Raw genomic sequence first — 21,145 nt, forward strand, 5'->3', positions numbered from 1 at the left:
TTTGCGGGACGTGTGATAGTTTAGCTAAATGTAACTTGAATGCGTCAATATGAATAAGTAGTCAGTGCACGTCAGCACTGCGGAGGGTCCTTAACGGTGAATACAACCGTTAAGGACCCTTTTTGAATGGGGAGCTAAAATGAGATGAATGGTGTCGCGTGGGGCTTTGACGAGCGTATGAGGCGGTCTAATTATGAAATGAATAATTATTTTGGGTATTTTTGCAATTTCTTATTGACGTAGGGTAGGGAGTTCGTATAAAATAGTTTCTGTTGGTTAATTAGCTCCCGCCTCGCTGAAGGCGCAGGATGGTGTGTTGGCCGCAATTATAAGAAATAAGCGATTCAAGTTTTTGCAAGAAAATGCAAAAAAGACTAGCTTTTTCTTCTCAGGTACGCTAAAATATTACTTGTTGTTAAGCGAGTAGTTATTCAGCTAACGAATATTTATTCAAAATATTTCAAAAAGGTTGTTGACAAGCTTCGCTGAACATGGTAAATTATAATAGTTGTTTCGAGCGAGATACACTTCTTGCTTCGGAAGTTCATGGAGGATTAGCTCAGTTGGGAGAGCGTCTGCCTTACAAGCAGAGGGTCACAGGTTCGAGCCCTGTATCCTCCATCGGGAACTTAAGTTCCTAGGCGTTAGTTCGCCAACGTTGCAGGTGTGGCGGAACTGGCAGACGCGCTAGATTTAGGTTCTAGTGTCTTATGACGTGGGGGTTCGAGTCCCTTCACCTGCATTAACCGAATATTGCAAAATATCTTAAAAAATATTTTGCCGACTTAGCTCAGTTGGCAGAGCATCTCACTAGTAATGAGGAGGTCGGAGGTTCGAATCCTCTAGTCGGCATGGCTCCATTAATATAATAGCCAATTTGCGGAAGTAGTTCAGTGGTAGAACATCACCTTGCCATGGTGGGGGTCGCGGGTTCGAATCCCGTCTTCCGCTTTTGCCCTTTTGCCGGGGTGGCGGAATTGGCAGACGCACAGGACTTAAAATCCTGCGGTCAGTGATGACCGTACCGGTTCGATCCCGGTCCTCGGCATTTAATTGAATAATAATTATGCACCCATAGCGCAATTGGATAGAGTGTCTGACTACGAATCAGAAGGTTGTAGGTTCGACTCCTACTGGGTGCATTTTTGTTGCTTATAAGCAATTGTAAGCAATTTTCGGGAAGTAGCTCAGCTTGGTAGAGCACCTGGTTTGGGACCAGGGGGTCGCAGGTTCGAATCCTGTCTTCCCGATTTGACTGACAAGATTAGTGGGTCAGTGAGCTTTTTCTCGGGAAGTAGCTCAGCTTGGTAGAGCACCACGTTCGGGACGTGGGGGTCGCAAGTTCAAATCTTGTCTTCCCGATTTTTTTATCCCGAATACATATAATAAGCGTAACGGCGGTTTCCATACAGATTGTTTGGATGCTGGCCGTTTTTTTGTTACCATAGATTACTAAGTGCTGTCGGCTGCTAATCTGACATGATTGGGTTACGATTATATTATAGAAGTGAAGCCCATCTGCCGGCTGGTGAAAAGCGGATTTTGGGGACTGTGGCTGAGAGCTTGATTGTGGGTTGTTGGTAAGAAAATAAAACTTCTCAGCGATAAGCGGTCTAATCCGTTGCAATTTCACTGGAATTTCGTATAATATTAGTCAACATTAGTCAAGAACACTGGACTGAAGGGGGGACGATAATGGAGAATCAAAATATTTCGGATATTATTGAATCTTACCTGAAGCAGATTTTGGCTGAATCCCAGCAGGTGGAGATCCGCAGAGCGGAAATTGCCAATCAGTTTAACGTTGTGCCGTCCCAGATCAATTACGTCATCAAGACGCGTTTCACGATTCAGGATGGGTACGTGGTTCAGAGTAAACGGGGCGGTGGCGGTTATATTCGGATCGAAAAGGTCAAGTTGCTCGACAACCTTGATTTTATCGACTCGTTGGTCAGTGCCGTTGGCAATCAGATTTCCCGGCATGATAGTTTGTCTGTCGTGCGGAGCCTGTTTGAGGCGGGAGCTATCAACCGAAGCGAGGCCAATATCATCTTGGCTGCCATTAACAAGGACGCCATCAATACGGGTGACCGACAGGCTGATGAGCAAATTCGCGCTCAGATTTTAATTTCAATTTTGAATCACCTACGATATGAGAGTTAAGAAAGTGAGGAGCTGCAATGGATAATCTATTTACACCAAGCGCTAAGAGTGTCCTCGTCTTGGCACAGGAACAAGCAAAATACTTCAAGCACCAAGCGGTGGGGACGGAATACTTACTGCTGGCCCTCACCATTGAAAAAAATGGCATTGCCAACAAAGTCTTACAACAATTTTCTGTGACCGACGATGACGTTCGCGAAGAGATTGAACGTTTTACCGGTTACGGTACGCTAGCAAACACGGACAAGGATAGTTACTTGCCCTACTCACCAAAGGCCAAATCAATGTTGGCCTTGGCTGGTGACGAAGCTAAGCGGTTAGGCGCAACTAAGATTGGGACGGAACACTTGTTACTGGCTTTACTGAGTGACGAAACGATTCTGTCCTCTCGGATTCTGAAGAACCTTAACGTGGCCTTACCAGATGCTCACAAGGTTGTCTTGCGCAAACTGGGGATTACGGATACGCCTAAGCGGCGGAACGATAACCGTAGTCGCCGAGCACCACAGGGTGGAACCCCAACCTTGGACTCCTTAGCCCGGAACCTAACTGAATCCGCCAAGGAAGGCCGAATGGACCCAACTGTTGGTCGGGAAAAGGAAGTCAAGCGGGTGATCCAAATCTTGAGTCGGCGGACTAAGAACAACCCCGTCTTAATTGGAGAACCTGGTGTCGGGAAGACGGCGATTGCTGAGGGCTTGGCCCAACGGATCGTGGCCGGCGATGTTCCCGAAGATATGCAGAACAAGCGACTGATGATGCTCGACATGGGATCATTGGTAGCTGGGACCAAGTACCGTGGGGAATTTGAAGATCGGCTGAAGAAAGTTATTGAAGAAATCTACAACGATGGTCAAGTTATCCTATTTATTGACGAACTGCACACACTGATCGGTGCGGGTGGCGCTGAAGGGGCCATTGACGCCTCCAACATTCTAAAGCCAGCACTGGCCAGAGGGGAACTCCAAACCATTGGGGCGACGACGCTGGATGAATACCAGAAGTACATCGAATCTGATGCGGCTCTGGAACGGCGATTTGCGACGGTACAGGTCAATGAACCAACGAGTGCGGAAGCCTTAGAGATCTTGAAGGGCTTGCGGTCACGCTATGAAGATCACCACCACGTGAACATTACGGATGATGCTTTGGACCAAGCCGTTAAATTATCGACGCGTTACATCAGCGATCGTTTCTTACCAGACAAGGCTATCGACCTGATGGATGAAGCTTCCGCGAAGGTACGTATCGATCAGATGGACAAGCCAACGCCAGCTAGCAAGCAAGCCAAGGAATTGACCGACCTTGCTGCGGCTAAGGAAGCTGCCATCGAGCGTCAAGACTTCGAACAGGCCGCTAAGTTGCGGACGGAAGAAATGGCGCTTCGGCAGAAGGTTGAGGCCCGTGCAGCGAAGGCAGCGGCCGCAGTGACGCCAGATCGGCAATACGCGATCGATGTCACTGGCGAAGATGTTGCCGATGTCGTGGCTGAGTGGACGGGGGTTCCCGTCACGCAGCTGAAGCAGACGGACGCCGATCGTTTGGTTAACCTGGAGTCAATCCTGCACAAGCGGGTCATTGGCCAGGAAGAGGCCGTTTCGGCCGTTTCACGGGCCATTCGGCGGGCACGGTCAGGGTTGAAAGATCCTAACCGGCCAATCGGGTCATTCATGTTCTTAGGACCGACCGGGGTTGGGAAGACCGAATTAGCCAAGGCGTTAGCCGAAGCCATGTTTGGTTCCGAAGACAACATGATTCGTGTTGACATGAGCGAATACATGGAAAAGTACTCGACCAGTCGTTTGATCGGTTCGGCTCCAGGTTACGTGGGCTACGACGAGGGTGGCCAGTTAACGGAAAAGGTTCGGCAGAAGCCGTACTCCGTGGTCCTCTTCGATGAAGTTGAAAAGGCTCACCCGGATGTCTTCAACATTCTCTTACAAGTCTTAGATGACGGGTACTTGACTGATTCTAAGGGACGTAAGGTCAACTTCCGGAATACCATCCTAATTATGACGTCTAACTTAGGGGCAACGAAGCTGCGGGATGAAAAGACCGTTGGGTTTGGTGCCGAAGACTTGGCTAATAGTTACCGAGCAATGTCGCAGACGATTCGGGAAACGTTGAAGCAGTCATTCCGGCCAGAATTCCTGAACCGGATCGATGAAACGGTCATCTTCCACTCCTTGAAGAAGGACGAGCTCCACGAAATCGTGAAGTTGATGGCCAAGCACATCGTTGACCGGGTTGCTGAGCAGAACATTAAGCTGAAGATTACCCCAGCTGCCATTGACGTGGTTGCGAAGGCGGGCTTTGATCCTGAGTACGGGGCACGGCCAATTCGCCGGGCACTGCAGACACAGGTCGAAGATAAGCTGAGTGAAGCTTTGCTGAACGGTGAAGTCAAGGCGAATGATCAAGTCACAGTCGGGGCGACGCGTGGTGAAATCACGGTTAACGTGAAGGCACCAAACAAGGCTAAGCCAACCGCAGTGGCCAGTCACTAAATTTAAAATGTCTTAACGATAGTGGTGTTTCCTCCAGGTGGGGGAGATGCCACTATTTTTCTGCGCGATGACCAGAGGTAGCGTCGTGGCGAAGTGGGCTGGGGACAGCCTATTGATGAGCGATAAATCACAGGCGTTGACCTAGCTGGTGATAAATGAATGTGGTACACTTAAATGGATAATATGGTATATTAGGAAGGTTGATTGGTCACAATTTCACCGGCTGATCGGAAACGTTTTTTAGGTCAGCAGTTATAAAGTAGTGCATAGTATCTGATTGTCATGGGAGCGTGGTTAATCAGTAATTGAAGATGTTGAGATGTGTACTGGTTTTGAATCAGTATGACTGTCAATGAAGATCAGCCTAGCCGTAGACGGCACTTTCCGTCTTCAATATATAATATGAAAAAATAAATCACATTCAGAAAGGAAGCCGGCCTGCTCATGAAGAGAGAAGAACAATTGACCCACACCCACGCCGCTATCTTAGCTGCAGCGCGGGAACAGTTTCTGGCTCAGGGTTACCAAGCGACGTCGACCCGCGACATTGCCAAACAAGTGGGAATTACCCAGCCTGCTCTGTATCACCATTTTAGCGATAAGGAGGTCATCTTCCTTGAGGTCATCAAGACCGTTGGTGGTGAGATCAAGACTGGTATCACCGATGTGGTGTCACAGATACCGGCCGACGCGGACCCAGTAGAGGCCCTGACGGCAGTCACCGAGGTGCTTACCAAAGCACATCCACGAGATGTCTTTACCGTGATTCATGGGAGCTTCAAGTTCCTCAAACCGGAGAATAAGCGGCAGCTGGGGATGGTCTTCATGCAGGACTACCTGATGCCACTGACCAGTTTCTTTGAGACCGGTGTGGTTAGCCTGCAGGATGGCGTTAAGGCACAAGACGCCGCTTCCTTCTACTTGACGAGTCTGAGCCCACTGTTCAACACGTTCCATCACGTGGGGCCTAAGGATGCCTCACAACACGACCAGACACTGGCGCTGGTACGGTTGATTTTATTTGGGGTTGCCGTTAAGAAGTAGAGCTTCTCTATTGACATTTACCCTGAAAGCTAGTACTATATCATTTGTATGCAACTGTGAATTGAAATTGGATGCACCGATATATTGTCCGGTAGCGTCCATTATAAGAAGCCAAAAGCAAACTGTGGGTTTGTTTTTGGATTTTTTTTGCCAAAAATCCGGCTGATTACGCAATTGTAATCAAAATGTAACATTACGGGCTTTGACCAATTTACAGAATAAATAGGAGAGGTGAACAACTTGGCAGGACACTTAGTGAAATACGGGAAACACCGTACTCGCCGTAGCTATTCGCGGATCAAGGAAGTCCTTGATCTCCCTAACTTAATCGAGATTCAGACTAATTCTTACAACTGGTTCCTCGATGAAGGTTTACGGGATATGTTCGACGACATCATGCCAATCGAAGATTTTCAAGGAAACCTTTCGTTAGAGTTTGTTGATTATCAATTACTGGAACCCAAATATACGGTCGATGAAGCACGGGAACACGATGCCAATTTCTCAGCACCACTGCACGTGACCTTACGCTTAACCAACCATGAAACGGGCGAAATTAAATCGCAAGACGTCTTCTTCGGTGACTTCCCATTAATGACGGCCCAAGGGACCTTCATTATTAACGGGGCAGAACGGGTTATTGTTTCTCAATTAGTCCGCTCACCAGGCGTTTACTTCAATGAAGATACTGATAAGAACGGTCGGACTGTGTTTGGCGCAACGGTTATTCCTAACCGTGGTGCTTGGCTCGAATTCGAAACTGACGCTAAGAACATTTCTTACGTTCGGATCGACCGGACACGGAAGATTCCAATGACCGAATTGGTTCGGGCATTAGGTTTCGGTTCTGATGATGAAATCTTAGATATCTTGGGTGACAACGACAGCTTGTCCAACACGTTGGAAAAGGATATTCACAAGAATACCGATGACTCCCGTGTTGAAGAATCCTTGAAGGATATCTACGAACGCCTACGTCCAGGTGAACCTAAGACGGCTGACTCTTCACGGAGCTTGCTGACTGCACGGTTCTTTGACCCTAAGCGTTACGACATGGCTCCCGTTGGTCGTTACAAGACCAACAAGAAGCTCAGCCTCAAGACCCGTTTGCTCGGCTTGACCTTAGCTGAAACGTTAGCTGACCCAGATACTGGTGAAGTTATCGCGCAAAAGGGAACGGTCGTTGACAAGGACGTTATGAAGACGTTGGCACCATTCTTGGATCAAGATGATTTCAAGATGGTTACCTTCCAACCTTCAGACGAAGCGGTCGTTACGGAACCTCTGAAGTTACAAATTATCAAGGTGCAATCACCAGATGACCCAGAGCAAGAAGTTCCCGTTATTGGGAATGGGAACATTGATATCAAGCTGAAGCACATTCGCCCAGCCGACATCATCGCTTCCATGAACTACTTCTTCGATCTGCAAATTGGAATTGGGAACACTGATGATATTGACCACTTGGGTAACCGGCGGATTCGTTCCGTTGGTGAATTGTTGCAAAACCAATTCCGGATCGGGTTATCCCGGATGGAACGGGTCGTTCGTGAACGGATGTCTATTCAAGACGCCGCAACCGTAACGCCACAACAATTGATCAACATTCGGCCAGTGGTTGCTTCCATTAAGGAATTCTTCGGGTCATCTCAATTGTCACAATTCATGGACCAGACCAACCCATTGGGTGAATTAACCCATAAGCGTCGTCTGTCTGCCCTTGGACCTGGTGGTTTGACGCGTGACCGTGCCGGATATGAAGTCCGGGATGTGCACTACACCCACTATGGTCGGATGTGCCCAATTGAAACGCCTGAAGGGCCTAACATTGGGTTGATCAACAGTCTGTCCAGTTACGCACGGGTTAACAAGTATGGGTTCATCGAAACGCCATACCGTCGTGTGTCATGGGACACGCACATGGTTACCGACAAGATCGATTACCTGACTGCTGATGAAGAAGATAACTACGTCGTTGCCCAAGCCAACACGCCTTTAAACGATGACGGTTCATTTGCTACGGATACCATCATGGCCCGTGACGAAGATAACAACATCGAAACCAGTGCTGACAAGATTGACTACATGGACGTTTCGCCTAAGCAAGTTGTTGCCGTGGCCACTGCATGTATTCCTTTCTTGGAAAACGATGACTCCAACCGTGCCTTGATGGGTGCCAACATGCAACGGCAAGCTGTGCCATTGCTTGACCCTCACGCACCATTGGTTGGGACTGGTATTGAATATAAAGCTGCGCATGACTCCGGGGTTGCTTTAATTAGCCAACACGAAGGAACTGTTGAATACGTCGATGCACGTGAAATCCGTGTTCGTCGTGCCGACGATGCGCTTGACACTTACAAGCTCATGAAGTTCCGCCGGTCAAACGGTGGTAAGAACTACAACCAACGTCCAATCGTTAAGGTTGGCGATCACGTCGACAACGACGAAATCTTGGCTGATGGTCCTTCCATGGAAAATGGGGAACTTGCTTTAGGGCAAAACCCATTGGTTGCCTTCATGACTTGGCAAGGGTACAACTTCGAAGATGCCATCGGGATCAACGAACGGTTGGTTCGCGATGACGTTTACACGTCGATTCATATTGAAGAATACGAATCAGAAGCACGTGACACGAAGCTTGGACCTGAAGAAATGACGCGTGAAATTCCTAACGTCGGTGAAGATGCCTTGAAGAACTTGGACGAAGACGGGATTATCCGTGTCGGTGCCGAAGTTCAAGATGGTGACATCTTAGTTGGTAAGGTAACGCCTAAGGGTGTGACTGAATTATCAGCCGAAGAACGTTTACTCCATGCTATCTTTGGTGAAAAGGCCCGTGAAGTACGGGATACTTCTCTGAAGGTTCCACATGGTGGTGGCGGGATCATCCAGGATGTTAAGATCTTCACTCGTGAAAACGGGGATGAATTATCACCTGGTGTCAACATGATGGTTCGGGTCTACATCGCACAAAAGCGTAAGATCCAAGTTGGTGACAAGATGTCTGGTCGTCATGGTAACAAGGGGACGGTTTCCGTTGTTATCCCTCAAGAAGATATGCCATACATGCCAGATGGTACGCCAATCGACATCATGCTGAGTCCAATGGGTGTGCCTTCCCGGATGAACATCGGGCAAGTGCTCGAATTGCATTTAGGGATGGCTGCTCGTAAGTTAGGGATTCACGTGGCTACGCCAGTCTTCGATGGTGCCCAAGATACTGATATTGCGGACGCTTTGAAGGAAGCTGGGATGGCTGCTGATGCCAAGACCGTCTTATACGATGGTCGGACTGGTGAACCGTTCGATAAGCGGGTTGCCGTTGGTGTCATGAACTACCTGAAGTTGGCCCACATGGTCGACGACAAGATGCACGCCCGTTCCATTGGACCTTACTCATTAGTTACCCAACAACCCCTTGGTGGGAAAGCACAATTTGGTGGCCAGCGGTTTGGTGAAATGGAAGTTTGGGCCTTGGAAGCTTACGGTGCCGCTTATACGTTGCAAGAAATCTTGACGTACAAGTCTGATGACGTGGTTGGTCGAGTTAAGACCTACGAAGCCATCGTTAAGGGCGATCCAATTCCAAAGCCTGGTGTCCCTGAATCATTCCGTGTTCTGGTCAAGGAATTACAATCCTTAGGGTTGGACATGAAGGTCTTAAACGGGAACAACGAAGAAATCGAACTCCGCGATATGGACGACGATGACGATGATGTTGTGAACGTTGATGCTTTGAGCAAGTACGCGCAACAGCAAGAAGAGCAACGCAAAGCGCAAGCTCAGGCCGACAGTGCCAAGACCACACCAGAAACTACGAAAAATGAAAGTCAACCGAACACACAAGACTAATTAATAAGGGAGGTCGCTTCTTTGGTCGATGTCAATAAGTTCGAAAGCATGCAGATCGGGCTGGCTTCACCTGATAAGATCCGTAGCTGGTCTTACGGGGAAGTTAAGAAGCCTGAAACCATCAACTACCGGACGTTAAAGCCTGAAAAAGATGGGCTGTTCGACGAGCGGATTTTCGGTCCTACTAAGGACTGGGAATGTGCCTGTGGGAAATACAAGCGGATCCGTTACAAGGGTGTCGTTTGTGACCGTTGTGGTGTTGAAGTTACCCGTTCTAAGGTTCGTCGTGAACGGATGGGCCATATCGAATTGGCTGCTCCTGTAACCCACATCTGGTACTTCAAGGGGATCCCAAGTCGGATGGGCTTGGTCCTCGACATGAGTCCTCGTGCCCTGGAAGAAATCATCTACTTTGCATCCTACGTTGTCTTGGATCCAGGTAACACCCCATTGGAAAAGAAGCAACTCCTTTCCGAACGGGATTACCGTGACAAGCTCGTAGAATACGGTAGCAAGGCCTTCAAGGCTGAAATGGGTGCCGAAGCCATCAAGAAGTTATTGATGGCCGTAGACCTGGATAAAGAAGTTAAAGAATTAAAAGAAGAATTGAAGGAAGCCACTGGTCAAAAGCGGACGCGTGCCGTTCGTCGTTTGGACATCTTGGAAGCCTTCGTGACGTCAGGTAACCGTCCTGAATGGATGGTAATGGATGCCATTCCGGTAATCCCACCTGATCTTCGTCCAATGGTACAACTCGAAGGTGGCCGTTTCGCAACGTCCGACCTGAACGACTTGTACCGGCGGGTTATCAACCGGAACAGCCGGTTGAAGCGTTTGCTGGACTTAAATGCACCTGGAATCATCGTTCAAAACGAAAAGCGGATGCTCCAAGAAGCCGTTGATGCTTTGATCGATAACGGTCGTCGTGGCCGTCCAGTTGCTGGTCCTGGTAACCGTCCACTGAAGTCTCTTTCACACATGTTGAAAGGGAAGCAAGGACGTTTCCGTCAGAACTTGTTAGGGAAGCGGGTTGACTACTCTGGTCGTTCCGTTATTGACGTTGGTCCTTCCCTCAAGTTCAACCAAATGGGTCTGCCAGTTCCAATGGCTTTGGAATTATTCCGGCCATTTATCATGAAGGAATTGGTTGCGCGTGGATTGGCTTCTAACATTAAGAATGCCAAGCGCCAGATCGACCGTGAAGATGACGATGTCTTCAATGTTCTTGAAGATGTTATCAAGGAACACCCTGTTCTGTTGAACCGGGCACCTACGCTTCACCGTTTGGGGATTCAAGCGTTCGAACCAGTCTTAGTTAGTGGTAAAGCTATGCGTCTTCACCCATTGGCTTGTGAAGCTTACAACGCCGATTTCGATGGGGACCAAATGGCCATTCACGTGCCATTATCTGACGAAGCACAAGCTGAAGCACGTTTGCTGATGTTAGCTGCTCACCATATCCTGGCACCTGCCAGTGGTAAGCCAGTTGTTGCGCCTTCTCAAGATATGGTTATCGGGAACTACTACCTGACCATGGAAGAAGATAACCGTGAAGGGGAAGGTATGATCTTTACCGACCTCAACGAAGCCGTCTTGGCTTACCGTAACGGTTTGGTTCACTGGCACAGTCGCGTCGGGGTTCAAGTCTCTGGCATGACTGATAAGCCATTTACCGATGAACAGCGCGGTAAGATTATGGTAACGACCGTTGGGAAGTTGATCTTTAACAACATCCTGCCTAAGTCATTCCCATACTTGAACGAACCAACCAGCACGAACCTGAACGGCTACGTCCCTGACAAGTACTTCTTGGCACCGGGCGAAGACATTCACGATTACCTGCAAAATGCTGAATTAGTTGGCCCATTCAAGAAGGGCTTCTTGTCCGACATTATCGCTGCCGTTTACCAACAATACAAGGTTACTGAAACCTCTAAGTTGTTGGACCGGATCAAAGATTTGGGTTACGACGAATCTACGAAGTCTGGGTTAACGGTTGGGATGGTCGACGTTACCGACTTGAAGGAAAAGCCAGAAATTATCGATGCAGCCCACAAACAGGTTTCTACGGTAACGAAGCAATTCCGTCGTGGGTTGATTACCGACCACGAACGTTACGAACGGGTCATTGGGATCTGGAACGATGCCAAGGATGACATTCAAAACGCTCTGATCCACAGTTTCGACCAACAGAACCCTATCTTTATGATGAGTGATTCTGGTGCTCGTGGTAACATTTCTAACTTTACGCAGTTGGCTGGTATGCGTGGTTTGATGGCCGCTCCTAGTGGTGACATCATGGAACTGCCTATCACGTCTAACTTCCGTGAAGGCCTAACGGTTATGGAAATGTTCATTTCGACCCATGGGGCTCGTAAAGGGATGACCGATACGGCCCTCAAGACTGCCAACTCAGGTTACCTGACTCGGCGGCTGGTCGATGTTGCGCAAGACGTTATCATTCGGGAAAAGGATTGTGGGACTGACCGTGGTTTGAAGATTCGTGCTATCACTGATGGTAACGAAATGATCGAACCATTGTACGACCGGATTTTAGGGCGTTACACCCAAAAGACCGTCTACGATCCAAAGACTGGGGACGTTATTGTTCCTAAGAACCAAATGATCGTCGAAGACACAGCACAAAAGATTGTTGATGCTGGTGTTGAAGAAGTTACCATTCGTTCCGCCTTTACTTGCAACACTGAACATGGTGTTTGTGAACATTGTTATGGCCGTAACATGGCTACTGGTGACGAAGTTGAAGTTGGTGAAGCTGTTGGTACTGTTGCCGCGCAATCTATCGGTGAACCAGGTACTCAGCTGACCATGCGTAACTTCCATACCGGTGGTGTTGCCGGGAACGAAGATATCACCCAAGGGCTTCCTCGTGTTCAAGAATTATTTGAATCTCGGAACCCTAAAGGTAAAGCTGAAATTACTGAAGTTACTGGGACGGTTGAATCAATCGAAGAAAACCCAGCAGAGCGGACCAAGGAAATCACCATTAAGGGTGAAGCCGATACGCGGAGTTACACGTTACCAATCACTGCTCGTATGCGGGTCAGCGAAGGCGACTTCATTCACCGTGGGTCAGCATTGAATTATGGGTCTGTTGATCCTAAGGAAATGCTGCGGGTTCGCGATGTCTTGTCTACTGAAACTTACATCTTAGGTGAAGTTCAACGTGTTTACCGGATGCAAGGTGTTGCTATCAGTGATAAGCACGTTGAAATCATGGTTCGGCAGATGTTACGTAAAGTTCGGATCATGGATCCGGGTGATACCGATGTCTTGCCTGGTACTTTGATGGATATTCAAGACTTCCGTCGCGCCAACTACCAGACGTTAATTTCTGGTGGTATCGCCGCTACGGCTCGTCCAGTTATCTTGGGGATCACCAAGGCTGCCTTGGAAACGAACAGTTTCTTGTCAGCCGCATCCTTCCAGGAAACGACGCGTGTCTTGACCGACGCTGCTATTCGTGGCAAGAACGATCCATTGGTTGGTTTGAAGGAAAACGTTATTATTGGGAAGATTATTCCTGCCGGGACTGGGATGCCAGATTACCGTCAGATCAAGCCCAAGGAAGTTGGCGGTTCGTCAACCGAAGGCGTCTACTCAATCAGCGATTTGGAAAAGCAAATGCAAGAGGATTCACAGGCGTAAGAGCGTGTAGCTAGCCTGTTTAGATTCTGAGCATTAACGAGAATAAGGCTCCTAGTCGGCAACTGCCGGCTAGGAGCCTTATTTTTGTTAAGCGGAAGAATCTGGCTAGCGGAACGCGTTTCGACCAGAGTGTGAGTGAGGGCGGTTAGTCCTTGAGCATTAACGTCAATAAGTGCCAGTTCGGCGGAGCCGAGCCGGTGCTTATTGGGGTTAAGCGGAGGGGACTGCCCGAGGGAACACGTTTTGGAGGTTGCCAGGACCAGGATAGTATGGCGAGAGCAAGTAAACGCTCTGAACAAGAAACCAGCAACATCAGTCTGCTATTAAAATACGTCTTAAAAACCAGTAGTCATCCAACAAAGGATAACTACTGGTTTCTTAATGAAGCTGAAAATTCTGAGACAATATTACGCTTTCGTAATGGGTAAATTAAATAGAGAATCTGCTTCGCGTTCCTTAGCAGCTAGCCATTTTTGAAAGGCAGGGTCCTGATCTCTTCGGGCCATTTGTTCTTTTTCAACCGTTGTTAAGGCACGTGTCTCCGGCTCATCAATAACTAGGACGAGTTTTTGGTCATCTTCAGTATTTTTTATAGTGTACGGCTCCTTTGGCGTAAACGTAATCGGTGGCACGTAACTTGGCTTCTTGACTCGGCCAACCAGCGGCTTTACCGGCAGTATACCAAAAGTGGAATATACTATCTACTTTGGGCCCTCCAACGGGGATTGAAATTACTTGGACAGAAGCATCGTGACCGATGACAATACTACATGTGACTGATGGTTCATCGACCTCATAAGCATCTTCCTTCACGCCACCAGCCACCACCCAACCGCGCTAATCACCAAGTCAGGAAGAAAAGCGATTCTGCCACCGGCACGTGCTCGCCAAAGTCCCAGCAAACAAGCGACCATCAGCCAATGTGCAGTTGCAGTCATACCCCAGAGTAAGCCATAGCTGACCATCATTTCTAGGTCGCCGTCACCAATGGCGGGATGGTGCCACCGTGGCCAGAGTAGGTGAATGCTTAGTAAGCAGGTACAGACGAGTAGCCAGACAATGGGAGAGTGGTGCCAAAGTGAGAGCGCAGTTGCCAGCCAGCTCACCCAGCCGGGAAAGGTTTGTGTTTGCCAATCGCACAGGGCGGCGAATCCCCAGAGTCCGAGCCACAGGACCATTAGAAGGCTGGCCCAGTCGGTCACGGTGGTGGCTAATAGGCCAGTAGCGACTTCCACGATGATAGTAACCGCTGGAATCGTTACCCCACAGATCTGACATTTTCCCCGCAGTAAAGCGTAGCTCAAGACTGGGACTAGTTGCCAATAAGCGAGGGGCGTCTGGCAAGTGTCGCAGTGGGAGGCAGGGAACAGGTAGGAGTCACCAGTGACGTAGCGACTAGCCATGGCGACCAGTAGAGATCCTAGACAACTGCCATATATAAATAGAATAATTATCACCAATTTTTTCACCCCTATACTCTTAACTACGTAAAAGAAGGCGAAATATTTGTGGGGAAAGCCAAAAACCTTCATTGACATGAGTTTTCTGGCGTGGTATTCTATTAAAGGTGCTTTTCGCAGACAGGTCTCGGGTAATCATTACCAGACATGCTGACTGACGGCGGGAGAGACACTTCAATTGAACCCGCGTCCGAGTGGCTTTTTTCTTTAAAGGAAAATGAACCACCTGGATGTGTGGACTAAACTCAAGAATAGGAAAGGAGGACTATTTAGATGCCTACTATTAACCAATTGGTGCGTAAAGGTCGTAAATCTAAAAGTTCTAAATCAGATGCCCCAGCTTTAAACTTCGGGTATAACAGTTTCAAAAAAGCTCAAGTTAAGAATCCAGCTCCACAAAAGCGTGGGGTTGCTACTCGTGTCGGTACCATGACACCAAAGAAGCCTAACTCAGCTTTGCGGAAATATGCACGTGTACGGTTATCAAACTTAATTGAAGTGACTGCTTACATTCCTGGTATCGGTCATAACCTTCAAGAACATAGTGTTGTTTTGATCCGTGGTGGCCGGGTAAAGGATTTACCTGGGGTTCGTTACCACATCATCCGTGGTGCGCTCGATACTGCCGGTGTTACTGACCGTCGTCAAAGTCGGTCCAAGTACGGTACTAAGAAGCCTAAGGACTAAGATGACTGATTGGACTGACTTGCACGGTTGCCGTCAAGCAGTCTGAAACAACATTCGAGGAGGATATTAACAATGCCTAGAAAAGGAAACGTACAAAAGCGTGAAGTCCTTCCTGATCCAATTTACAACTCAAAGTTGGTTACTCGTTTGATTAACCACACGATGATGGATGGGAAACGTGGTACTTCTACTAAAATCATTTATGGTGCCTTCGACATCATTAAGAACGAAACTGGTAACGATCCAGTTGAAGTCTTCGAAGAAGCAATGAAGAACGTAATGCCAGTCTTGGAAGTTAAGGCTCGGCGTGTTGGTGGGTCAAACTACCAAGTTCCAATCGAAGTTCGTCCAGATCGTCGGACCACTTTAGGTCTGCGTTGGATGGTTCAATACTCCCGTTTACGTGGCGAACACACCATGGTTGAACGCTTAGCGCGTGAAATCATGGACGCTGCTAACAACACGGGTGCAGCTGTTAAGAAGCGTGAAGATACGCACCGTATGGCTGATGCCAACCGTGCCTTCGCACACTACCGTTGGTAAAAAGCAGCTATTGCGCTGCATTGCCAGCAGTGTGATAAAATGTTAGAGCGGAGTGTTGCATAACACCTTCGTCTCTAGCTTAAGGGATTTTCCCTTAATCGAGAGGTGGCTACTTAATCAGTGTGATGATAGTAGCCACCTTTTGGCACAATCAACCTATGATCAAATTGAGAGGAGTTACACATTAATCATGGCTAATACTCGTGAATTTCCGCTTGAGAAGACTCGTAACATTGGTATCATGGCTCATATTGATGCCGGTAAGACGACGACTACTGAGCGTATCCTGTATTATACTGGTAAGATCCACAAGATTGGTGAAACCCATGATGGGGCTTCACAAATGGACTGGATGGAACAAGAACAAGAACGGGGTATTACGATTACTTCCGCCGCTACTACTGCGGAATGGAAAGAACACCGGATCAACATCATCGATACGCCAGGACACGTGGACTTCACTGTTGAAGTTGAACGTTCCCTGCGTGTGCTTGATGGTGCCGTTACCGTCTTAGATGGTCAAGCCGGGGTTGAACCTCAAACTGAAACTGTTTGGCGTCAAGCCTCAGACTTCGATGTTCCTCGTATCGTTTTCGTTAACAAGATGGATAAGCTGGGTGCCGACTTCGACTTCTCAGTAAACTCTATCCACGAACGTCTTCAAGCCAATGCCGTTGCTTTGCAAATGGCTATCGGTGCTGAAGATGAATTCAGTGGGGTTGTTGACTTAATCGAAATGAAAGCCTACGTTTACGACAAGGATGAATTGGGTTCCTCATGGGACACTGTTGAAATTCCTGCCGACATGCTTGAAGAAGCAAAGAAGCGTCATGAAGGCATCATCGAAAGCGTCGCTGACGTTGATGATGAAATCATGGAAAAGTACCTCGAAGGTGAAGAAATCACCAAAGAGGAATTAAAGGCTGCTATCCGTCGTGCCACTTTACGTTTGGACATGTTCCCTGTCTTTGCTGGTTCTGCCTTCAAAGATAAGGGTGTTCAGATGTTGATGGATGCCGTTGTGGACTACTTACCATCTCCATTGGATGTTAAGCCATACAACGCCACTGTTCCTGACACTGACGAAGCCGTTACTTTACGTGCTAACGATGACGATCCATTTGCTGCCTTGGCATTCAAGGTTGCTACCGACCCATTCGTTGGTCGTTTGACTTACATCCGGGTTTACTCCGGTACTCTGGAATCTGGTTCTTACGTACTTAACGCTACGAAGGACAAGCGTGAACGTGTTGGTCGTTTGCTGCAAATGCATTCAAATCACCGTCAAGAAATTCCAGAAGTCTTCTCCGGTGATATTGCCGGGGCCATTGGTTTGAAGAACACCACTACTGGTGACTCTTTGACTGACCCTGATCACCCATTACATTTGGAATCAATGAACTTCCCAGATCCTGTGATCCAGGTTGCCGTTGAACCAAAGACGAAGGCTGACCAAGATAAGATGAACAACGCCTTACAAAAGCTTTCTGAAGAAGACCCAACTTTCAAGGCTGAAACTAACCCTGAAACTGGTGAAACTCTGATCGCTGGGATGGGTGAACTTCACTTGGATATCATCATCGACCGGATGAAGCGTGAATTCAAGGTTGAAGCTAACATTGGTGCCCCTCAAGTTGCCTACCGTGAAGCCTTCACGAAGTCAACTAAGGTCCAAGGTAAGTTCGTTCGTCAATCTGGTGGTAAAGGTCAATATGGTGACGTTTGGATCGAATTCACCCCTAACGAACGTGGTAAGGGTTACGAATTCGAAGACGCTATCGTTGGTGGGGTTGTTCCTCGTGAATTTATCCCTTCAGTTGACCAAGGTCTGCAAGAAGCCATGGCAAACGGTGTCTTAGCCGGTTACCCATTGGTTGATGTTAAGGCCAAGTTATACGATGGTAGTTACCACGAAGTCGATTCTAGTGAAGCAGCCTTCAAGGTTGCCGCTTCCTTGGCTTTACGTAAGGCCGTCCAAAGTGCTGGTCCCGTTATTCTTGAACCAATCATGAAGGTTGATATCTTGGTTCCTGAAGAATACATGGGTGATATCATGGGCCAAGTTACCGCTCGTCGTGGTAAGGTTGATGGTATGGAAGCTCGTGGGAACGCACAAATGATTCACTCTTACGTACCGTTATCCGAAATGTTCGGTTACGCTACGACGTTACGTTCTGCATCACAAGGTCGTGGTACCTTTACCATGACGTTTGATCACTACGAACCAACGCCAAAGAGTGTTCAAGCTGATATTATCAAAAAGAATGGCGGTACTCCAGTCGAAGACTAGAGTCTAGTTATTCTCTAAAATAAAGCGTCTCACCGTTATGGTGAGGCGCTTTTTTTATCCAGTATTTTTGATGGTGACCGCTGGGGGTGGCGGGACAAGCAGATTTAACTGGAGAGAGGCCGAGAAAACATGGTCTGACAGAACGTGGTGCTTTGCGTTATAATAATCCTCGTGCGTTTGAAGCTAAGTAGGAGAGTGAGTTATGGAAGAGTTATTTGAGCGGGCGCCGATTCCGCGAGCGTACTTTAAGCTCGCATTGCCCGTTGTGTTGAGTATGGTAGCCAGCATGATTTATAATCTGGCTGATACCTTCTTCGTTTCCCAAACGCAGAATACGAATCTAGTTGCCGGGGTCGCGCTGTGTACGCCGTTGTTTTCCTTCTTGATTGCGATTGGCGATATCTTTGGTCTCGGTGGTAGTTCGCTGATTTCACGGCTTTTGGGTGAAAAGGCCTACGCCACTGGGAGCCGGGTCAGCAGTTTTTGCCTGTATGGGGCAGTCGTTCTCGGACTGGTGACGACGGTCATTCTCTTGGGATTTAGTCGGCCAATTTTACATTCACTGGGAGCCACAACGGCAACTTATCCCTATGCTGAGCAGTTCTACCGGATCATGGCGATTGGTGCGATGCCGATCATTGTCTCGATTGTTCCGGGTAATCTGATTCGGACGGAGGGCTTCGCCACACAGTCGATGGTCGGCACTATGGTGGGAACCGTGATTACGATCATCTTGGATCCGTTACTGATTTTCCCAATGGGGTTAGGCGCTGCCGGTGCGGCGCTAGCCACAGTGATTGGCTACACGGTCTCGGCTGGACTCCTAGTGTACCTAACAAAGCGTTACTGCCGGGTCATTTCGATTGATATCAAGCTTAGTCGGATTGATATCCAGCTGATTCGTCAGGTTCTGTTCATTGGGATTCCTGGTTCAATCACGAATCTGATGCAGGCATTTGGAACGGCAGTCTTGAATCGCTACCTGGTCGACTACGGGGCAACCCGGGTGGCTGCAATGGGGATCGTCTTAAAGGTCTATATGATTATCATGCTAGTGATGGTGGGCTTTGCCTTTGGTGCGCAGCCGCTAATTGGGTATACCTTTGGTGCGAATAACCAGAAGCGTTTTAAGAAGATTCTCCATTTCGATTTGATGGTGGAAGTTGTCTATGCGCTGGTCTTTGCGGTGATTCTCATGATATTTGCGCCGCAGATCATTGGTCTGTTCCTACATAATCAGGCAGTTATCAGTGCTGGAACGTATATGCTGCGGGTCTTCCTGGTGACGACGCCGTTTGTGGGAGCCGTTCTCGTCTATACAACGGTCTTTCAGAGTACGGGGAAGGCCAGTGGGGCCTTTATCATGTCGATTGCGCGGCAGGGGGTAGTGTTCTACCTGATGATCGTGTTAGGTGCACATTTCCTGGGGTACCACGGCATCATCTGGGCGCAACCAGCTGCTGATGTCCTCACTTGTCTAATCGGGTGGTTGTTGGCAAGAGTGCTATTTAATAGGAAGAAGTTGCGTTAATTACGTAGCCGAAATGGTTGCGAGAGGCCGTGGCTATCACAATAGCGGGTAATGAGGCCATGTTCAGGTTGAACTAGTTATTCGAAGAAGTTGCTGGTAAATTTAAGCCTGGTTTGGCACAAATAAATTTATGTTGAATTGATCTGTGTCAAATTGGTCAGCGATTTCACAAAAAAGATTGACTAATTCTACGAAAACCCTTGTCAGACGGCGTTTTATTTAGTATGATAGTCAAGTGCTGTAAATCCGAGGGTATTTTAATATCCCCGGGGGAGAGCTCAAAGCTTAAGCGATGATGTGGGAGATTGCGACACACCCGGCCGCTTTGCCATGAGGGTGTGGCGGGAATTTCCACGGAGTTAGTCTTATTTTTAAAATAGACGAAGGAGGGAACACAATGGCAAAACAAAAAATTCGGATTCGGTTGAAGGCTTACGAACATCGTATCCTCGACCAATCAGCGGACAAGATCGTTGAAACAGCTAAGAGAACTGGTGCCACTATCTCTGGTCCAATTCCATTACCAACTGAACGGACGATCTACACCGTATTACGTTCACCACATAAGTTTAAGGACTCACGTGAACAATTCGAAATGCGGACGCACAAGCGTTTGATTGATATCGTTAACCCAACGCCAAAGACAGTTGACTCATTAATGAAGCTCGACTTGCCTAGCGGTGTTGACATCGAAATCAAGTTATAATTTTTCAAAATAAATACAATATAATCGGAGGTGTACTCATGACCACAAAAGGAATCTTAGGGAAAAAGGTCGGGATGACGCAAGTCTTCACTGATGCTGGCGAATTAATCCCCGTTACTGTTGTCGAAGCAACCCCAAACGTAGTGTTGCAAGTTAAGACGATGGAAAACGACGGTTACGATGCCATTCAACTTGGTTACCAAGACAAGCGTGAAGTACTCAGCAACAAGCCCGAACAAGGTCATGTAGCAAAAGCAAACACGACTCCTAAGCGCTTCATTCGTGAATTCAGAGATGTTGAGCTGGGAGATTACAAGGTAGCAGACGAAGTTAAAGTTGATACCTTCCAAGCAGGAGACATCGTTGATGTCACTGGTGTCACTAAAGGTCATGGATACCAAGGTAACATTCATAAAGATGGTCAAAGCCGTGGCCCTATGGCCCATGGTTCTCGTTACCACCGTCGTCCAGGTTCTCTGGGTGCTATCATTAACCGGGTATTCCCTGGCATGAAGCTTCCAGGTCGGATGGGTAACAAGCAAGTTACTATCCAAAACCTTGTGATCGTTAAGGCTGACGTTGATAACAACGTTCTGTTGATTAAGGGCAATGTGCCTGGTGCCAACAAGTCACTCGTTACTGTTAAGAGTGCTGTTCGCCCACCACGCCCAAAGCATTCTGAAAACTAAT

At 48.0% G+C, this 21,145-nt stretch carries 13 protein-coding genes and 8 tRNA genes; 19 read left to right on the forward strand and 2 right to left on the reverse strand.

Features of this window, described 5'->3' with window-relative positions; all coding sequences use genetic code 11:
• Positions 1–548: 548 nt before the first annotated feature.
• The 13 genes from ACEPSU_RS04485 to rpoC all read left to right on the forward strand — a co-directional run bounded on the left by ACEPSU_RS04485 (position 549) and on the right by rpoC (position 13,238).
• Positions 549–621: transfer RNA gene (locus ACEPSU_RS04485), tRNA-Val, on the forward strand.
• A 39-nt stretch (positions 622–660) separates the two neighbouring features.
• Positions 661–742 (forward strand) — tRNA-Leu (locus ACEPSU_RS04490).
• A 37-nt stretch (positions 743–779) separates the two neighbouring features.
• Positions 780–852, forward strand: a tRNA-Thr gene (locus tag ACEPSU_RS04495).
• A gap of 27 nt (positions 853–879) precedes the next feature.
• A tRNA-Gly gene (locus tag ACEPSU_RS04500) sits at positions 880–951 on the forward strand.
• A gap of 11 nt (positions 952–962) precedes the next feature.
• Positions 963–1,048, forward strand: a tRNA-Leu gene (locus ACEPSU_RS04505).
• 20 nt (positions 1,049–1,068) lie between these two features.
• Positions 1,069–1,142, forward strand: a tRNA-Arg gene (locus ACEPSU_RS04510).
• A 34-nt stretch (positions 1,143–1,176) separates the two neighbouring features.
• Positions 1,177–1,250: transfer RNA gene (locus ACEPSU_RS04515), tRNA-Pro, on the forward strand.
• A gap of 38 nt (positions 1,251–1,288) precedes the next feature.
• Positions 1,289–1,362, forward strand: a tRNA-Pro gene (locus tag ACEPSU_RS04520).
• 333 nt (positions 1,363–1,695) lie between these two features.
• Positions 1,696–2,163, forward strand: a complete 468-nt coding sequence (locus ACEPSU_RS04525) for a CtsR family transcriptional regulator (protein ID WP_260339411.1) — start codon at positions 1,696–1,698, stop codon at positions 2,161–2,163.
• Between the two features lie 17 nt (positions 2,164–2,180).
• Positions 2,181–4,670, forward strand: a complete 2,490-nt coding sequence (locus ACEPSU_RS04530) for an ATP-dependent Clp protease ATP-binding subunit (protein ID WP_395322954.1) — start codon at positions 2,181–2,183, stop codon at positions 4,668–4,670.
• 444 nt (positions 4,671–5,114) lie between these two features.
• Positions 5,115–5,714: a TetR/AcrR family transcriptional regulator gene (locus ACEPSU_RS04535; protein WP_020089834.1), complete on the forward strand. Its 600-nt coding sequence runs from the start codon at positions 5,115–5,117 to the stop codon at positions 5,712–5,714.
• A 240-nt stretch (positions 5,715–5,954) separates the two neighbouring features.
• Complete coding sequence (locus ACEPSU_RS04540) at positions 5,955–9,569, forward strand: DNA-directed RNA polymerase subunit beta (protein WP_020089833.1); 3,615 nt, start codon at positions 5,955–5,957, stop codon at positions 9,567–9,569.
• A gap of 21 nt (positions 9,570–9,590) precedes the next feature.
• Complete coding sequence (gene rpoC / locus ACEPSU_RS04545; protein ID WP_020089832.1) at positions 9,591–13,238, forward strand: DNA-directed RNA polymerase subunit beta'; 3,648 nt, start codon at positions 9,591–9,593, stop codon at positions 13,236–13,238.
• Between the two features lie 407 nt (positions 13,239–13,645).
• Here the strand turns inward: rpoC and ACEPSU_RS04550 are convergent, their stop codons facing one another.
• Both ACEPSU_RS04550 and ACEPSU_RS04555 read right to left on the reverse strand, forming a co-directional pair.
• Positions 13,646–13,870 (reverse strand): hypothetical protein, encoded by a 225-nt coding sequence (locus ACEPSU_RS04550; RefSeq protein WP_395322956.1) that lies wholly within the window; start codon positions 13,868–13,870, stop codon positions 13,646–13,648.
• Positions 13,871–14,047: 177 nt separating this feature from the next.
• Positions 14,048–14,707, reverse strand: coding sequence for a prepilin peptidase (locus ACEPSU_RS04555; RefSeq protein WP_395322957.1), 660 nt, complete (start codon positions 14,705–14,707; stop codon positions 14,048–14,050).
• 264 nt (positions 14,708–14,971) lie between these two features.
• Here ACEPSU_RS04555 and rpsL point away from each other — a divergent pair, with 264 nt between their 5' ends.
• From rpsL to rplC, 6 genes are all read left to right on the forward strand, one after another.
• Positions 14,972–15,385 (forward strand): 30S ribosomal protein S12, encoded by a 414-nt coding sequence (gene rpsL, locus ACEPSU_RS04560; protein WP_020090151.1) that lies wholly within the window; start codon positions 14,972–14,974, stop codon positions 15,383–15,385.
• 72 nt (positions 15,386–15,457) lie between these two features.
• Positions 15,458–15,928, forward strand: coding sequence for a 30S ribosomal protein S7 (gene rpsG / locus ACEPSU_RS04565; protein ID WP_020090150.1), 471 nt, complete (start codon positions 15,458–15,460; stop codon positions 15,926–15,928).
• A 190-nt stretch (positions 15,929–16,118) separates the two neighbouring features.
• Positions 16,119–18,218, forward strand: a complete 2,100-nt coding sequence (gene fusA / locus ACEPSU_RS04570) for an elongation factor G (RefSeq protein ID WP_020090149.1) — start codon at positions 16,119–16,121, stop codon at positions 18,216–18,218.
• 202 nt (positions 18,219–18,420) lie between these two features.
• Positions 18,421–19,749, forward strand: a complete 1,329-nt coding sequence (locus ACEPSU_RS04575) for an MATE family efflux transporter (protein WP_395322958.1) — start codon at positions 18,421–18,423, stop codon at positions 19,747–19,749.
• A 397-nt stretch (positions 19,750–20,146) separates the two neighbouring features.
• The gene (gene rpsJ, locus ACEPSU_RS04580) at positions 20,147–20,455 is read left to right on the forward strand and encodes a 30S ribosomal protein S10 (RefSeq protein ID WP_003638059.1); all 309 of its coding nucleotides are present in this window, start codon (positions 20,147–20,149) and stop codon (positions 20,453–20,455) included.
• Positions 20,456–20,493: 38 nt separating this feature from the next.
• Positions 20,494–21,144 carry a 50S ribosomal protein L3 gene (gene rplC, locus ACEPSU_RS04585; RefSeq protein ID WP_020090147.1) on the forward strand — a complete coding sequence of 217 codons (651 nt, stop codon included), beginning with the start codon at positions 20,494–20,496 and terminating at the stop codon, positions 21,142–21,144.
• Position 21,145: the final 1 nt, after the last annotated feature.

This window comes from Levilactobacillus parabrevis (assembly GCF_044051715.1).
Taxonomy (GTDB): Bacteria; Bacillota; Bacilli; order Lactobacillales; family Lactobacillaceae; genus Levilactobacillus; species Levilactobacillus parabrevis.

What these genes read in the sequence shown, in the direction of transcription:
- ACEPSU_RS04525 (WP_260339411.1), top strand. Translation starts at nt 1,696, where the DNA reads ATGGAGAATCAAAATATTTCGGATATTATTGAATCTTACCTGAAGCAG.
- ACEPSU_RS04530 (WP_395322954.1), top strand. Translation starts at nt 2,181, where the DNA reads ATGGATAATCTATTTACACCAAGCGCTAAGAGTGTCCTCGTCTTGGCA.
- ACEPSU_RS04535 (WP_020089834.1), top strand. Translation starts at nt 5,115, where the DNA reads ATGAAGAGAGAAGAACAATTGACCCACACCCACGCCGCTATCTTAGCT.
- rpsL (WP_020090151.1), top strand. Translation starts at nt 14,972, where the DNA reads ATGCCTACTATTAACCAATTGGTGCGTAAAGGTCGTAAATCTAAAAGT.
- rpsG (WP_020090150.1), top strand. Translation starts at nt 15,458, where the DNA reads ATGCCTAGAAAAGGAAACGTACAAAAGCGTGAAGTCCTTCCTGATCCA.
- fusA (WP_020090149.1), top strand. Translation starts at nt 16,119, where the DNA reads ATGGCTAATACTCGTGAATTTCCGCTTGAGAAGACTCGTAACATTGGT.
- ACEPSU_RS04575 (WP_395322958.1), top strand. Translation starts at nt 18,421, where the DNA reads ATGGAAGAGTTATTTGAGCGGGCGCCGATTCCGCGAGCGTACTTTAAG.
- rpsJ (WP_003638059.1), top strand. Translation starts at nt 20,147, where the DNA reads ATGGCAAAACAAAAAATTCGGATTCGGTTGAAGGCTTACGAACATCGT.
- rplC (WP_020090147.1), top strand. Translation starts at nt 20,494, where the DNA reads ATGACCACAAAAGGAATCTTAGGGAAAAAGGTCGGGATGACGCAAGTC.